Source organism: Providencia sp. wls1922 (assembly GCF_009706505.1).
GTDB classification, from domain to species: Bacteria; Pseudomonadota; Gammaproteobacteria; order Enterobacterales; family Enterobacteriaceae; genus Providencia; species Providencia lanzhouensis.
In genome coordinates this window covers 22,887-39,840 of sequence record NZ_WLUG01000039.1, presented here as the reverse complement: position 1 = coordinate 39,840, position 16,954 = coordinate 22,887, and the positions used below count along the sequence as shown (strand labels likewise).

At 42.7% G+C, this 16,954-nt stretch carries 12 protein-coding genes; 9 read left to right on the top strand and 3 right to left on the bottom strand.

Annotated features, from left to right (window positions below; all coding sequences use genetic code 11):
• From GKR71_RS02735 to GKR71_RS02695, 9 genes are all read left to right on the top strand, one after another.
• Positions 1–2,497, top strand: a 2,497-nt coding sequence (locus tag GKR71_RS02735; protein ID WP_230085011.1) for an Ig-like domain-containing protein, incomplete at its 5' end; no start/stop codon positions are given.
• 82 nt (positions 2,498–2,579) lie between these two features.
• Positions 2,580–3,839 carry a TolC family protein gene (locus GKR71_RS02730; protein ID WP_051422719.1) on the top strand — a complete coding sequence of 420 codons (1,260 nt, stop codon included), beginning with the start codon at positions 2,580–2,582 and terminating at the stop codon, positions 3,837–3,839.
• Between the two features lie 3 nt (positions 3,840–3,842).
• On the top strand, positions 3,843–6,059 hold the full coding sequence (locus GKR71_RS02725) for a type I secretion system permease/ATPase (RefSeq protein ID WP_154633909.1): 2,217 nt from the start codon (positions 3,843–3,845) through the stop codon (positions 6,057–6,059).
• A gap of 1 nt (position 6,060) precedes the next feature.
• A complete protein-coding gene (locus GKR71_RS02720; protein ID WP_154600417.1) occupies positions 6,061–7,296 on the top strand; it encodes an HlyD family efflux transporter periplasmic adaptor subunit in 1,236 nt (411 codons plus the stop codon).
• 481 nt (positions 7,297–7,777) lie between these two features.
• The gene (gene tkt, locus GKR71_RS02715; RefSeq protein ID WP_108479489.1) at positions 7,778–9,772 is read left to right on the top strand and encodes a transketolase; all 1,995 of its coding nucleotides are present in this window, start codon (positions 7,778–7,780) and stop codon (positions 9,770–9,772) included.
• A gap of 337 nt (positions 9,773–10,109) precedes the next feature.
• Entirely contained in the window at positions 10,110–11,129 is a 1,020-nt protein-coding gene (epd, locus tag GKR71_RS02710; RefSeq protein ID WP_036953966.1) for an erythrose-4-phosphate dehydrogenase, read from the top strand.
• Positions 11,130–11,232: 103 nt separating this feature from the next.
• Positions 11,233–12,396 (top strand): phosphoglycerate kinase, encoded by a 1,164-nt coding sequence (pgk, locus tag GKR71_RS02705; RefSeq protein ID WP_036953968.1) that lies wholly within the window; start codon positions 11,233–11,235, stop codon positions 12,394–12,396.
• 60 nt (positions 12,397–12,456) lie between these two features.
• On the top strand, positions 12,457–13,533 hold the full coding sequence (gene fbaA / locus GKR71_RS02700) for a class II fructose-bisphosphate aldolase (RefSeq protein WP_006657248.1): 1,077 nt from the start codon (positions 12,457–12,459) through the stop codon (positions 13,531–13,533).
• Positions 13,534–13,705: 172 nt separating this feature from the next.
• Positions 13,706–13,984, top strand: coding sequence for a VF530 family DNA-binding protein (locus tag GKR71_RS02695; protein ID WP_132496208.1), 279 nt, complete (start codon positions 13,706–13,708; stop codon positions 13,982–13,984).
• Positions 13,985–14,185: 201 nt separating this feature from the next.
• On the opposite strand, the gene GKR71_RS02690 is transcribed toward GKR71_RS02695, so the two are convergent.
• Genes GKR71_RS02690 through GKR71_RS02680 form a run of 3 tightly spaced genes read right to left on the bottom strand, consistent with a single transcriptional unit; the run spans position 14,186 to position 16,954 of the window.
• Positions 14,186–14,443: a helix-turn-helix domain-containing protein gene (locus GKR71_RS02690; RefSeq protein ID WP_036953973.1), complete on the bottom strand. Its 258-nt coding sequence runs from the start codon at positions 14,441–14,443 to the stop codon at positions 14,186–14,188.
• 33 nt (positions 14,444–14,476) lie between these two features.
• Positions 14,477–15,865: an O-antigen ligase domain-containing protein gene (locus tag GKR71_RS02685; protein WP_154633908.1), complete on the bottom strand. Its 1,389-nt coding sequence runs from the start codon at positions 15,863–15,865 to the stop codon at positions 14,477–14,479.
• A 21-nt stretch (positions 15,866–15,886) separates the two neighbouring features.
• On the bottom strand, positions 15,887–16,954 hold the full coding sequence (locus tag GKR71_RS02680; protein WP_036953976.1) for a hypothetical protein: 1,068 nt from the start codon (positions 16,952–16,954) through the stop codon (positions 15,887–15,889).

Sequence of the window (16,954 nt, the reverse complement as noted above, 5' to 3'; positions counted from 1 at the left end):
GGGTGAAGTGGGCACGGATACCATCACGTACCAAGTGTTCGATAAGAACGGTAATGTCTCCAACGAAGCGACGGTGACAGTCGATATCGACGCGGCGCCAGTGGCAGTTGATGACTCCGCAAAAGCCAACAAAGCGACACCTGTTGAGATTGATGTACTCGGTAATGATACTGACTTAGATAATGATATCGATCCAAATACGTTAGCAGTTGTTGAGCAGCCATCACAAGGCACTGTGAGTATTGTGAACGGCAAGCTGGTGTACACACCGAATGCGGATGCGAAGGGTACGGACACCATCACTTACATAGTGAAGGATGCTAACGGTAATGTTTCCAATAAAGCGACCGTGGCCATTGTAATCAATGAACCCCCCGTTGCTGGTGATGACCATGGTCAAACTAAGCAAGGTGTTCCGACAATTATTGATGTGTTGATTAATGACAAAGATCCTGATGGAGAGTTGGATAAATCAACCCTGCATATTGAAAAGAATGGCAGCAAAGGTACCGCGACGTTTGATGCAGATGGCAAACTGATTTATACACCAAAACCAGGTGCTACAGGCCAAGATACCATCACTTATACCGTGAAAGATAAGGATGGCAGCATCTCAAATACAGCGACTGTCACTATTGATATTACACCAACGCAAACGACACCGACGGAAGTCTTCGAGAAAGGCTTAAGAACGGATGGAACTGCGGGTGATAAATCGCCTGTGACTGTGCATGGCATTATTGAGTTATCTAATCCAACAGATAAACCAACAACTCCAAGCGATATTAAGATCATTGAGCCGACAACCAAGCTGACTTCAGGTGGAGAACCTATTTCATGGGAATCTACTGACAATGGTTTTGTGGGTAAAACACCAAATGGAAAAGAAGTGATTTCCGTTAAAGTGACAGATACCCCAACCGCAGATGGCAGCACAAAGGTTAATTATGAAGTTAATCTCAAAGGCCTTGTTGATCATCCAGCAGGCAAAGACTCTCTGAATATTGATTTTGGTGTGAAAAATGGCACCGATGAAGTGAAAACTGAAATCGTGGTTCATGATGATAAGCCTGAAGCCTCGAATGTTGAGTTATCAGTAGAACCACCAGTTGAAAATACCTTTTATGCTAACTTGATTATCTCGTTAGATTTGTCCAGTAGCATGGGTAGAGATGATAGTGGTATTCAAGGCGGTAACACTGCATCAGGAATGAAAACGCGATATGACGCTGCGTTAGATTCAATTGATAGCGTGTTAAGTAGTTATGAAGAGCGTCTAAACAGCGCTGATACAGGAGAAGTGCGCGTTAGCATTAATGGTTTTGCTAAGCAAGCATCGGCAATTGGTGGGGCGCCGGGTTACCCAATGGATCAACCATACTGGTGTACCATCTCTGAGGCAAAACAAATTATTGAAGGTTTACGTGGCGCTCAAACGCTACGCCCAGACTGGCATGTTATCGGTGTAGATACTAACTATGATGCAGCATTGCAGCAGGTGATCAGTATTTTCCAAAAAACATCCAGTAGTGGCATGGAACCGATTGATGCAAAAGATATTAATGGAAAACTAGATAACACATTGTTTGTGATTACTGATGGTATTCCGAACTATGGTAACCAAAGCAATAGTCAGGATCCTGTTGCTGGAAATGGTATAGCACCAACATCACCAAATGGTTTTGTCCCAGGAAGCCCAAATACTGATATTGGTGAAGATAGCTGGAAGGCTTTCTTAACAGAAAAAGGTATTCGCTCTGTGGCTATTGGTATTGGTCAAGATATGCTCAATAGCGTGGGTGGTAAAACAGGTGAAGAGTTTATTCAGCCTATCGCTTTTGATGGTCAAAAAGGCCAAAACAACGATGCTAACGACGTTATCGTTCTGAAAGATATGAGCTCTTTAGGTAACATCCTGAGCAAATATGTTCCTAATGAAAACACCATCGAAAGTAGCTTCTCAAAAGCGAATGATGGCAAGGAAACCCTGAGCTTCGGCGCGGATGGCATGAAATCTATCAGCATTGAAGTGGATGGTCACACTTACAAATACGATCCAACAACCAAGGAAATTACGTCGGATAACCTTGATAAGAGCATGTGGGTTGATTTTGGTCAGGGTGAATTAGCCGTTAAAACCGATGCGGGCGGTTTACTCTCTATCTCTTTAGGTGAGAAAAACTTTGGTCACTTAACCTATCGTCCGGGGGCAACACGCCCGACGGGAATGGAGAAAGAGACCTTTACGCTGACGTTAACCGATAACGACGGTACCAACGGTAAGTCATCAATTTCAGTGGATATCAGTAAGTTAAAAGAGTCAGGTAACACAGGCTTGAATGATACTGATTTAACAGCCCTGAAACTGTTCTCACCAGAAAGTGCAATGGAGTTACATGGAGTAGACACCGATGTCAATGCAACATCAAGTCACTCTACTGGTTTCATGAACTCATCATTAGATGCGTTACAAGAAACTCAGAGCGCCATTATTTAAGGCTAATGATTGAGGGTTACCACGGGTAGCCCTCAATATTTTATTTCGCCAACACCAGTTTTATTTACTTTGTGCCAACTTTATGAAATCTCTAATTAATAGCATCTTAGCGTTATTCTTCGTGAAGATGCTTTTTCTTTCTGCTGTGGCAGATGTGGTTGAATTAAAAAACTTATTAAAAGATTCACTCGATAATGCCCCAGAAGTCCAAGAGGCTTATGCCAATTATCAAGCGGCACAAAGCAACGTTAGTGCAGCGGAAGCTGGGCATTACCCGGTCGTCAGTTTAATGGGAACTCAGCCTCTTGCGCAGCAACACAAATACGAAAGTAACGCGATGGAATCGGGGTTTCACCTTGGCACCAAAGCGACCATGAACATTTATGCTTGGGGTGGAATTGAAGCGGGTGTAGACCGCGAACAGTCCAAGCAAAGTTACTATGAAAACCAATATATTCTTTCTCAAGAAGATATTAGCGTGCGCATCAGTCAGCTTTATTTGCAGGTTTTACGCCACAAGGAAACCCTTGATGTGATTGATGAAAACCTCGTTCGTCATCACCAAATTGAAAAGCAACTGACCTCGATTGTTCAGCATGACTCTGGTCGAATGAGCGAATTAACGCAAGTGAAAGCGCGTACCTTAAAAGTGGAAATGAGCCGCGCTGAAACAGAAAGAAACCTGAATTTAGCCCTGAGCCAATTATCGATTTTGACTCAGCGCCAGCTAACTGTTGACCAATTTGTTGACCCATTCAGAGCCACGACTAGCGGTGCGATTTTAGCCAAATTTCAAGAAGATAATCTAGAAAATAACCCAAGTTATAAAGCCCAAGTGGCCGATGCTCAAAGCCTTGATGCCGAAGTTAAAGTCGCCAGCGCCATGAGAAAGCCAGCCCTGAATTTGGAAGTTAATGCGACGCCAGATAATAGCGAAGTTTTCTTACGTGTTTCTTGGAATATTTTTGACCAAGCGAGCTATTACAGCCAAGCACAGAAAGAGTATGCCCTGTCCGCAGCCAATGAGCGTATTAAAAAAACATTCCGTGAAATTAAAGAGATGAGCCAATCTGCGGCGATCAATATGGCGCAAAGTGAAAAACAAGGAAATATAGCCAAAGCCTATATCGCAGAGCAAAAAGTGGTGATCAGCAACTATGAAAAGCAATTTACGATCAACCGCCGCACTTTGATTGATTTGCTTGATGCGTATAACGAGCTAGCAAGTATTCAAACCAGCGCTGTTATCTTACAAAACGACTTCCGTGACGCGACACTCAATTACCTCAGTGTGCAGGCAAAAATGTCTGCATGGATGAACCAAGAATTGGCTTCTAGATAAATTATGAATATTATTAATAACCTATCTTTAGTTACCAAGCGTTTGGGTTATACCCTTTCACCAGAAATTTTATTAGCACAAACTAAACGCACGGAATCGAAATCTTTTGATTATGCCTCGCTGGCGAGTGTGTTGAACTCACACCAATTTGATAACCAGATCATTGAAATCGATCTGCATAAGATCCCGACGATTGCGGCGCCATTTCTGGTGCTATTAGCAAACAATGAATCGGTAGTGATCAGCAAAATTGAAGATGGCGAACATGGGCGTCATTTTGAGATCTTAACGGAAGAAGGTTTACGTCAAACATTAAGTGTGAAAGATCTGGCAGCGAACTACAGCGGTTACAGCTGGTTTATTAAACGCAATATTCGCTCGGAAACTCGTTCAGAAATCGATAAATACGAAACTAGCGGTTTCTGGAAAGTGATTTGGCGTTATAAAAAATATTACTACCAAGTGATCGTCGCATCATTTGTGATCAACTTATTAGCGTTAATCAGTTCCCTGTATGTGATGAACGTGTATGACCGAGTGATCCCAAACCAAGCTTACGAAACCTTATGGGTACTGACCATCGGTGTTGTGCTGGCAATTGGTTTTGAGTTTCTCGCCAAAATGTTGCGATCTTATCTATTAGATATCGCAGGGAAAAAAGCGGACATTGTGATCAGCGCGATGCTCTTCCACCGCGTGATGGGGATCCGCCTTGATAAGCGCCCAGTCTCATCGGGATCGTATGCGAACAACTTACGTGACTTCGAATCCATTCGTGAATTTATGACCAGCGCGAGTTTATTAGCCCTCGTCGATCTACCCTTTATTTTGCTGTTTATCGGCGTAATCAGCATGATTGGTGGCTACCTAGCATTAGTGCCACTGACCATTATCCCGATTGTAGTGATCGCAGGTCTTTTGATTCAAAAGCCACTGGCGAAAGGGATCAACGCCTCAATGAAAGAAACATCTCAACGCCAAGGCTTAGCGGTGGAATCCATTGAAGGGATCGAAACCTTAAAGCTGAATAATGCGGTGAATTGGGCGCAACAACGCTGGGAAATGCTTACAGAGAAAACGGCATTTTCATCCATCGCCGTGCGCAATCTAACCAATTTTATGGTCAATTTCAGTGCGGCGATGCAGCAGCTCAATACCGTCGGTTTAGTGTGCTTGGGAACTTACCTGATCCATGCGAATGATGTGAACTCGCGTATTACGATGGGGGCGCTGATCGCCAGCGTGATCTTATCTGGTCGAGCATTAGCGCCACTGGGACAAATTGCGGGTCTGGCCACACGTTTCCAATCAGCGCGTATGGCATTAGCCGGCGTACGAAATATCTTTAGCCGTCCTATCGAGCGTGAAGATCATAAAAAATACATTTCACCAACTGCAGTTCACGGGGCATTACAACTGGCGAATGTGACTTATCAATATAGTAAAGATGGGCAGCCTGCATTAAACAACATTAATTTAGAGATCAAAGCGGGAGAGAAAGTCGCGATCCTCGGCAAAATCGGTGGTGGAAAAAGTACATTACTTAAATTACTCACCGGGCTATATGAACAGCAGCAAGGGAATATTAGCTTAGATGATCTCGATATTCGCCAAATTGACCCGATTTTCCTCAGAAGCAAAGTCGGTATGCTGACGCAAAAGCCGCGTTTATTCTTCGGAACCTTACGTGAAAACTTGGATTTAGCACGTCTTGATGGCTACTCCAGCGATGACGATTTAGTGCGTGCGCTCAAACGCTTCCAGCTCGATAAAATTATTCGTCAGCATCCAGCAGGGCTTGATATGCCCCTTGGTGAAGATGGTTTAGGGCTTTCAGGTGGACAAAAACAGATGGTGGCACTGGCACAGTTAACCCTGCATAACCCAAATGTGGTGTTACTGGATGAGCCAACCACGGGAATTGATGTGGATACTGAAAAATTGGTGCTCGATGCGCTAGAGGCGTGGACGAAAGATAAAACGCTGATTGTCGTTACCCACAAGTTACCAATTTTACGTTTAGTTGACCGCATTATCGTGATGGATGAAGGCAAAATCTTAATTGATGGGCCGAAGCAGAAAGTCTTAAAAGCGTTAGGACAAACGGAGCAAGCCACTGGCACAGTTACCACAGATAAACCTGCTCCACAGTCTGCGCCGCAAGTGCGAGTCGTTTCACAGGTTAGACGCGTAATTAATAAAGAAGAAGGGGCGATTTAAAATGGATCAATATGGTAAAGCGCCAAAAGAGCATCGCACTTTTTCCAGTGACTTTTCTCATGACCTAGAATCCGTGATGAGAAAAGAGCGCAGTAACTTACTGTTTTTGCCTATTATCTTTCTGGCGTTGTTATTGACGATTTTTGTGGTCTGGGCGTATAACAGCCACTTAGAAGAGATCATTCGTGGGCAAGGAACCATTATTCCAAGTAGCCGTGAGCAAGTCATTCAAAGTATCGACCCTGGCAATATTCAAGAGATGTACGTTAAGGAAGGGGATATTGTTGAAAAAGGGCAGATTTTGCTGAAGCTGGATGATGCGCGAAGTATGGCATTATTGCGTGAAAGCCAAGCTCGAGTACAAAACCTTGAAGCCATCTCAGCGCGGTTGCAGGGAGAATCTCGCAACGAAGTTCCTGATTTTTCAAAGATAACGGATCAAGACTTAGTAGAGCGTGAAACCAATGCTTATAACGCGAAAAAAACGCAGCGTGATCAAGCTATTGCAGGCTTACGTCAAAGCAAAGGATTATTAGACCGAGAAATCGCTATTACCAAACCGCTGGCGAAAGAAGGGTTAGTTTCCAATGTGGAAATTCTGCGTATGGAAAGACAGTCCGTTGAGTTAGCGACGCAAATTAATGAACGCATGAATAACTACCTTGCGGAAGCAAACGCTGAGTTGGTGAAAGTGGAATCGGAGCTGGATCAAGCGGAAGAGACCATGAGTATGCGTGAAGATCCTGTCACTCGCTCGGAGATCCGCGCGCCCGTTCATGGCATCGTAAAAAATATTAAGATCAATACCATCGGTGGCGTCGTGAATACAGGGCAAGACATCCTTGAAATTATTCCCCTCGATGACAAATTGATGGTGGAAGCTTATATTCGCCCGCAAGACGTGGCTTTCTTAAGACCGGGAATGCCGGTGGTCGTTAAAGTCACTGCTTATGATTACGCGATTTATGGGGGCTTAAATGGAGTGGTGAAATTAATCAGCCCAGATACCTTAAGTAATGATACGCGTCGTAGTGAGTTAAAGCTTAATCCCGATGAGACGTTCTACCGAATTCTTGTCGAAACAGATACCAATTACTTGTTAGACAAAAATAACCATAAAATGGAAATCATTCCGGGTATGGTGGCATCAGTGGATATCAAAACGGGTGAGAAAAGCGTCTTTGATTACCTGATTAAGCCTATCACGCGGATGAAACAGGCGATGACAGAGCGTTAATCGCGATAAAAAAATCAAAAAGAAAGCAATGTGAAAACAAGGGCGCAAAAATGAGCGCCCTTGTTGTTTTGTGCGGGTTTACCAGTGAAAAATTTGCCAAATATCACTAATATTGCGGCTAATTACGCAAGATGCATAAATCACCTTGATCCTAAGTGGTGAACTCAGGTTTAATAAGGTCAGGCAATTGCGCAAAACGAAGAACTCAAAGGGATATTTTGCGCAATGGAAAGGATTCAGCTTGACGGTTGCGATAAAGATCCGCAGTCTGCTGTCATATTGTTTCAAATAATTGCTGTATGGATGAAATTGCGCTAGTTTCGTAGGGTCTCATCGCCAAACTTCAAGTTGTGGGTAGGTCTAATAAGCTTTTATGCACCTGCGGCTCGAATTATTGAGGCTAACTCTATAAACCGCAATGATTCCCTATTGCGTTGTGAATATTGGTTTAAGTACGTTCTATCCTACTTGGAGTATACTAATGACGACTCGTAAAACCCTTGCTAATGCTATCCGCTTTCTAAGTATGGATGCGGTTCAAAAAGCAAAATCAGGGCACCCTGGCGCACCAATGGGCATGGCTGATATTGCTGAAGTTCTTTGGCGCAACCATATGAATCATAACCCAGCAGATCCACATTGGGCTAACCGCGACCGCTTCGTACTGTCTAACGGTCACGGTTCAATGCTGATTTACAGCTTGCTGCACCTGACCGGTTATGACTTATCTATTGATGAGTTAAAGAACTTCCGTCAATTACATTCTAAAACCCCGGGTCACCCAGAATATGGTTATACGCCAGGTGTTGAAACCACTACCGGTCCTTTAGGTCAAGGTATTGCAAACGCAGTGGGTTTTGCGATTGCAGAACGTACTTTAGCGGCACAATTTAACCGCCCAGGTCATGACGTTGTCGACCACCACACTTATGTGTTCATGGGTGATGGTTGTATGATGGAAGGTATCTCCCACGAAGTCTGTTCATTAGCGGGTACCCTGAAATTAAATAAACTGGTCGCATTCTACGATGACAACGGCATCTCTATCGATGGTGAAGTTGAAGGCTGGTTTACTGATGATACCGCAGCACGTTTCGAAGCATACGGCTGGCACGTTATCCGTGACATCGATGGTCACGATGCAGATCAAATCAACGCTGCAGTGAACGAAGCTCACAAACAATCAGACAAACCAACGCTGATTATGTGCAAAACCGTTATCGGTTTTGGTTCACCAAACAAAGCAGGTACCGAAGCGGTTCACGGCGCACCTTTAGGTGATGCAGAAATCGCAGCAACTCGTGAAGCACTGGGCTGGAAATTCGGTCCATTCGAAATCCCAGCAGATATCTACCAAGCTTGGGATGCGCGTGAAGCCGGTAAAGAAAAACAGCATTCTTGGAATGAAAAATTTGCGGCATACGCAAAAGCATACCCAGAATTAGCGAAAGAATTCGAACGTCGTATGGCGGGTGAACTGCCAGCGAACTTTGATGCAGAAGCGAAAAAATTCGTTGAAAACCTGCAACAAAACCCTGCGAACATCGCAAGCCGTAAAGCATCTCAAAACGCATTAGAAGCATTTGGTAAAGTATTACCAGAATTCATGGGCGGTTCTGCGGACTTAGCGCCAAGTAACTTAACCATGTGGTCAGGTTCTAAACCTCTGAACGAAGACAAAGCGGGTAACTACATCCATTACGGTGTTCGTGAATTCGGTATGTCCGCTATCATGAACGGTATTGCTCTGCACGGCGGTTTCATCCCTTACGGCGCAACATTCTTAATGTTCGTTGAATACGCACGTAACGCAGTACGTATGGCAGCGCTGATGAAAATTCGCAGCATCTTCGTTTACACTCATGACTCTATCGGTCTGGGTGAAGATGGTCCAACGCACCAACCAGTAGAACAGCTGGCGAGCCTGCGTGTGACACCAAACATGAGCACATGGCGTCCATGTGACCAAGTAGAATCTGCGGTTGCATGGAAATATGCCATTGAGCGTAAAGATGGTCCAAGCGCACTGATTTTCTCTCGTCAAAACCTAGAACAGCAACCTCGTACCGCTGAGCAATTAGCAAATATCGAGAAAGGCGCTTATATCCTGAAAGATTGCGCAGGCACGCCTGAGCTGATCTTTATTGCAACCGGTTCTGAAGTTGAATTAGCGGTGAAAGCGGCTGACCAACTGACTGCGGAAGGTCGTAAAGTTCGCGTGGTTTCTATGCCTTCTACAGATGCATTCGACAAACAAGACGCGGCTTATCGTGAAGCCGTTCTGCCTGCAAACGTCAGTGCTCGTGTGGCTATCGAAGCGGGTATTGCAGATTACTGGTTCAAATACACTGGTCTGAATGGCGCTATCATCGGTATGCACTCATTCGGTGAATCAGCACCAGCTGATCAGCTCTACAAAGAGTTTGGCATTACGGTTGAAAACGCCGTTAAAGCTGCAAAATCTCTGCTGAAATAATTCATTTAATTGCTTGAGGTGTGTTCCGAATAAACGGTCGCGCCTCTGAAAATAAAGTGAATTAACCTAATTTACGCCTCAATATCAAGTTTGGTATTGAGGCGTTGTTTTTTTGTGCACCGTTTCTTGTTTTTCTATTGCGTTCTCTAAATATATCCCTTAATCTAAAACTTGATAAGCTGAACCGTTTCAGTTGCATTTGAAATAATGTAAATAAATTTTAAAAATGTCGAGTGAAGCACACTTTTGATGTTTGACAGTTAAAATGAGCAGTAGAGTTGGTGGTAGTCAGTTATCCTTAGCAACCGTGTGATTTTGCTCAGATACAAGGTGTAGAATGGCAATCAGGGTAGCAATAAACGGCTTCGGTCGAATTGGTCGAAGTGTTCTCAGAGCGTTATATGAATCAGGTCGCCGGGCAGAAATTGTCGTTGTTGCGGTCAATGAATTAGCGGAACCTGAAGGTATCGCTCATTTGCTGAAATATGATTCAAGTCACGGACGCTTTGCGTGGGATGTTCGCCTTAATGGCGACCAGCTACAAGTTGGAGATGACAGTATGCGTCTTTTCCATCAAGCGGATATCAGCAAGCTACCTTGGAAAGAGCTCGGTGTGGATGTGGTATTAGATTGCACGGGTGTTTACGGCTCTCGCGAAGATGGGTTAAAGCATCTGCAAGCCGGCGCGAAAAAAGTGCTTTTTTCCCATCCAGGAACCGATGATCTCGATGCGACCATTGTGTATGGTGTTAACCATGACAGCCTACAAAGAAGCGATAACATCGTTTCCAATGCATCTTGTACCACCAACTGTATTATTCCAGTCATCAAAGTGTTGGATGATGCATTTGGTATCGAGTCAGGCACAGTCACCACCATTCATGCATCCATGAATGATCAACCCGTGATTGACGCTTACCATAAAGATTTACGCAGAACGCGCGCAGCGAGCCAATCGATTATTCCTGTTGATACCAAATTAGCAGCGGGGATCACGCGAATTTTTCCAAAATTCCAAGGCAGCTTTGAAGCGATTTCTGTACGTGTTCCAACCACTAATGTCACCGCCATTGACTTAAGTGTCACTGTAGATGCGGATGTTTGTGTTGATAAAGTTAACAAGCTATTACAGAGCGCCGCGCACGGGCATTTTCGTGGTATAGTAGACTATACTGAACTACCGTTAGTCTCGATGGATTTTAATCATGATCCGCACAGCGCGATTATTGATGGCACGCAAACACGAGTTAGCGGCAAGAACTTAATCAAAACCCTGGTTTGGTGTGATAACGAATGGGGGTTTGCTAACCGGATGCTAGATACAACCCTAGCGATGGCAGCAACAGGTTTAAACTAATTGGCGCCTGACAGACAGCGGGGCACAATAGGTAAATACACTATTGACCTCCTCGCACAGTCGCTAATGAAAACTTTATAGAGAATCAACAAGAGGATTCACCATGTCTGTAATTAAGATGACCGATTTGGACTTAGCGGGTAAACGCGTTTTCATTCGTTCGGACCTAAACGTTCCTGTTAAAGACGGTAAAGTTACTTCAGATGCACGTATCCGTGCTTCATTACCAACAATTGAATTAGCGCTGAAACAAGGTGCTAAAGTCATGGTTACTTCCCACCTCGGTCGTCCGACGGAAGGTGAGTACAATGAAGAGTTTTCACTGCAACCTGTTGTTGACTATCTGGCAGAAAAATTAGACAACCCAGTTCGTTTAGTTAAAGACTACCTGAACGGTGTTGATATCGCTGCTGGCGAATTAGTTGTTTTAGAAAACGTGCGCTTTAACAAAGGCGAGAAGAAAGACGACGAAACGCTGTCTAAACAGTATGCAGCACTGTGTGATGTCTACGTTATGGATGCATTCGGTACGGCTCACCGTGCTCAAGCGTCAACGCATGGCGTGGCTAAATTCTCACCAGTTGCGTGTGCAGGCCCGTTGTTAAGCAACGAATTAGAAGCATTAGGCAAAGCGTTAGGTAACCCAGCGCGCCCAATGGTTGCTATCGTAGGCGGTTCTAAAGTTTCCACTAAACTGACGGTATTAGATTCCCTGTCTAAAATCGCTGACCAACTGATTGTGGGTGGTGGTATCGCGAATACTTTCATCGCAGCAGAAGGCAACAATGTGGGGCGTTCACTGTATGAAGCGGACCTGATCCCAGAAGCGAAAAAATTACTGGCTAACTGCCAAATCCCAGTGCCAACTGATGTTCGCGTGGCTACCGAGTTCTCAGAAACTGCTGAAGCAACACTGAAAGCAAGTAACGCTATCAAAGATGATGAGCAAATTCTGGACTTAGGTGATGAATCCGCAGAACGTCTGGCTGAAATTCTGAAAAATGCGAAAACCATTCTTTGGAACGGCCCTGTGGGCGTATTCGAATTCCCTAACTTCCGTAAGGGAACAGAAATCGTTGCTCGTGCTATCGCAGACAGTGACGCTTTCTCAATCGCTGGTGGTGGTGACACCCTAGCGGCGATCGATTTATTCGGTATCGCTGATAAGATTTCATACATTTCTACCGGTGGCGGTGCTTTCCTTGAATTCGTTGAAGGTAAAAAGCTCCCAGCCGTTGTGATGCTAGAAGAACGTGCTAAAGCGTAATTAATTTGTTCATACACAACAGGCAGCGTAGGCTGCCTGTTCACCACAGGACCTTTTCACATGTCTAAAATTTTTGATTTTGTTAAACCAGGTGTTATCACTGGTGATGATGTACAGAAAGTTTTCGCGGTTGCCAAAGAAAATAACTTTGCATTGCCAGCTGTGAACTGTGTTGGTACTGATTCAATTAACGCCGTACTTGAAGCGGCAGCTAAAGTACGCGCTCCGGTTATTGTTCAGTTCTCTAACGGTGGTGCTGCATTTATCGCAGGTAAAGGCCTGAAAGCTGAAGGGCAACAAGCAGCTATCTTAGGTGCAATTTCAGGTGCACACCACGTACACCAAATGGCAGAGCACTACGGTGTGCCAGTGATTCTGCACACTGACCACTGTGCGAAGAAATTACTGCCATGGATTGACGGTCTGTTAGATGCGGGTGAAAAACACTACGCGAAAACGGGTAAACCACTGTTCTCTTCTCACATGATTGACCTGTCAGAAGAATCTCTGGAAGAAAACATTGCAATCTGTTCTAAATATTTAGAGCGCATGGCGAAAATCGACATGACTCTGGAAATCGAATTAGGTTGTACTGGTGGTGAAGAAGATGGTGTTGATAACACTGGCATGGACAGCTCAGCGCTGTACACCCAACCAGAAGACGTGGCTTACGCTTACGAAAAACTGAACGCTATCAGCCCACGTTTCACTATCGCGGCTTCTTTTGGTAACGTACACGGTGTTTATAAACCAGGAAACGTACAATTAACGCCAAAAATTCTGCGTAATTCCCAAGACTACGTGTCTGAGAAATTTAACCTGCCACACAACAGCTTAGATTTCGTTTTCCACGGTGGTTCCGGCTCAAGCGCTGCTGAAATCAAAGAAGCAGTAAGCTACGGTGTTATCAAAATGAACATCGATACCGATACTCAGTGGGCAACATGGGATGGTATTTTACAGTATTACAAAGCGAAAGAAGGCTACCTGCAATCTCAGTTAGGTAACCCAGAAGGCGATGATAAGCCAAACAAAAAATACTACGATCCACGTGTGTGGTTGCGTAAAGCACAAGACTCAATGGTTGTTCGTTTAGAGCAAGCATTCAAAGAACTGAACTGCGTAGATGTTCTGTAATTTACGAGTTTAACTTGTGAATAAATCATCCCCCAGCAGGGTAACTTGCTGGGGGATTTTTTATGTTTTCACTAAGGAGTCTGTAACTTACCGTATTGATTGCGAGCGCCTTGCATTTCTTGTAATCTTCGCGTGCTTTAAATACTCCGAAATGCCCTATAAGGTAATACAAATGACTGAACATAAATCTAAAGACCCATTACATGGGGTTACACTTGAAATGCAGGTAACAGAATTAGTTAACCATTATGGCTGGGCAAAATTAGGCAACATTATTAAAATCAACTGCTTCAACAAAGATCCCAGTATAAAATCAAGCTTAAAATTCCTACGAAGAACGCCATGGGCGCGGGCTGAAGTTGAAGCGCTCTATCTTGATATGCTAGAAGACGATTCAATGGATGATGCCAACTCATCTTCTGATGATCCGTGGGGAAATCACCGTATTTAATATCTCGATCACAATGCGCCTCTAATTGCGGGATAATATATTAGTATTTATTTTTCTAATTATTGAATTAACAGGTTCTAGCAATGTAGAAATATCCGTCTAGGTTGCTTTTAGGAATGAAAATGCCCCCTAAAAATAGACTTAGAGGGCATGATTATGTCGCGATCAAATAAGGTTTTCGGCGATATAAATACAACAGCATTACAGATTAATCGGTACTGTTACCGAAGAATTTCTACGTTCTAAAAAGTAATTTAAATCACATTGAAGCACATTGGCAAAAATACATAATCGGTGGATTGTAAAATTTTGAGTTCCACGTTCATAGCGAGAGATCTGCTGTTGGCTTAAGCCCGTTTTTTTACCAAGAATACTGGCACTCCAGCCCAATAATAGTCGGCGTTTACGGACTTTTGCACCAATATCTGTATTGGAGATTTGATTGTCATAGAGAGTCATTATGCTGTCCTCGTTTATCTTTTAATTTTCTCATTATGCAAATGAAAAAATATTGGTGTGAAAGAAAGATTGACCATTAAATAAATTTAATCCAATAATAAAAACGATGAGGCCAATAATAAAAGTGCTAAAACTAAACAATAAAGAAAGATGTTTATTAATATAGAAACTGGATTGTTCTCTCAGTGGGAATGAAGCATCTGAAAATGATAAAAACAATATAATCATTCCCCAATGTAATACTGATTGTAAAAATGGGTGTTCTAAATTGCTATTAATAACCACAGGTGTTAATGCTAATACCAAGGATATTGAATAACCGTTCCCGTTTTTTTTATATTTAATAATTGACTGATAAATAACATATATACCCCCCGTTATTATTAATGACATAAAAATAAGGTTGATAAACCCACCAGTCATAATCCAACGCAATATCTCATTATAAATATGAGGGACAATATAATTTTCAGAACTTAAAAATGGGAGCTGATTTTTCTCCATGCTCGCATTAATAATTAAAGGTTGTTCCCAAACTTCAGCTGGTGGGTAGATAAACAGTGAAATGGAAAACCGTAACATCTGCTTAAGGTGAAAGCGGTTGATTATCTCACTGTCGATATACTTTGGGCATAGCTGAATAAGGTAAACTCCAATAAATACAGCGACGGCAATAATGAAATAGCTGACACTGATCCTTACTTTATTCTTTTGATAAAACAAACAGATAAAGATAAATGCGCAAACTGCAAAACTCAATGTTGTGGTGATGGATTGCAGAACAATCAGCGTCACCGTAAACAAGAAAATACAGAAACTTAATAGTGTTATGCGGCATTTTTCTTGGATGAGTGATGCGAGTTTAAATTGCGATAACACAAGGGTCATCAACGAAAACATACAGCTCATCGCCATGTTAACCGATAAAATGGTAATTTGTTGTGTCAAACCATATGACCGCATATCTGTTGCAAAATAAAAAATACTGGTTTCAAAAAAGTACTGATAAATAGTAAATAAACACTGAATAACATTAATAGCGATAAAACAATAAATACAGAAAGATTGAATTAGCCACTTCTCTCGTATTTGCAGTCCAACAATATACAGTATGACTCCTGCGCTAATACCAGACCAATACCAAAATATAACATTATTACTTTCTTTTAGATAAAAAAGATTGATGCTTAATATGGCTAGCGCTAAACAAAAACACATTGCAGGAATCGTAATGAAAATCCGATTTTTTCTATAAAATACGGTAAATGCAATGATGGAAATAATTAATGCAATCGCTAACCAGCTAATAATATTTTGTGGCAGCGATTGCCTTAAGCTACCTAAATTATCAATGTAAATTATGCTGGCGAGATTCCAAATAATAAAAATACTAATAAATACAGCACGAGAAAGCATAATCATAAAATTTATACTGCATGTTAATTATAAATAAGTTGCAATTAACCACGCATTACCAGTGTATTTTCCTGGCTCAGCATCTAATCCATAAAGGTGGCTTTCGATTTCAATATTTTTCACTTTATCAATGGTGGTTTCGATAGTTTTACCGCGTAGGTTATTCTCTGCATCGTACAGTGATAACTCAGAGTAAATCGTGTTATTACCTGATTTCAGCGGCACACGCTTTTGTGGATCGTTATCCATAACGTAATCTAAGGCGAATTTCACTCTAACCCCCTGACTTCTATCACATTGATAGGTTGCAGTACGGGTTTGTTTACTATCAAATTCAATGGCATCCAGTGTATTGTGATTGATATTTAAGTTATCAATATTGGATTTACAGTTTGATGGGTAGTTAATCACCGACTGAGTTAAATCCAGTTTTACACTCGCTTTATCCGCTGGAACGAATACATCAGGTGTACCCGGATATTGGAACATTCGGGTATAGCCTGCAATCATTGCTGGTGGAATAACAACTTTGCCATCAATGGGAATATCTTTCACATAAATACGTACTTCAAATGGGAATTGAACGGTGAAGAATCCTGCGTCTAATGGCCCCATTTCTTCGGAAGAACACCCACGTCCAGAAATGTTTTTCCAACCCTGAGTAATTCCATTGTCTGAATACAGTGTGAAATAAGTATTCGCATTAATTTTATAAGCGGTTAGCCCCTTAATGCTAAAGCCAGCCTCTGGCATATAAGCAAAAACACGATGAAAGGCATAGTTCCATGCCAGTCCGTTTTGGTAGTTACCCGCTAAAAAATTCACAGTGCAATAGACAGTACCGTAGGGCTGTGATGAACTTTCATTAATCACAATACCCTCTTTATTTGGCGGAGCGACGGAGTAGTATTTCTCGCCATTGCTTCCAATTGTCGGAGTGCTCGCGATGACCGAGTTATTGGAGACAAGATTCATTCTATAACCTCCACCACTGGACGAGTAGCGAGTTAACCCATGAGACACTTGGCTATAGAGAAACAGTGACATCAGCATGGTCATTAATGAAATTAGCGAAGTTTTAGATGTTTTTTTCAT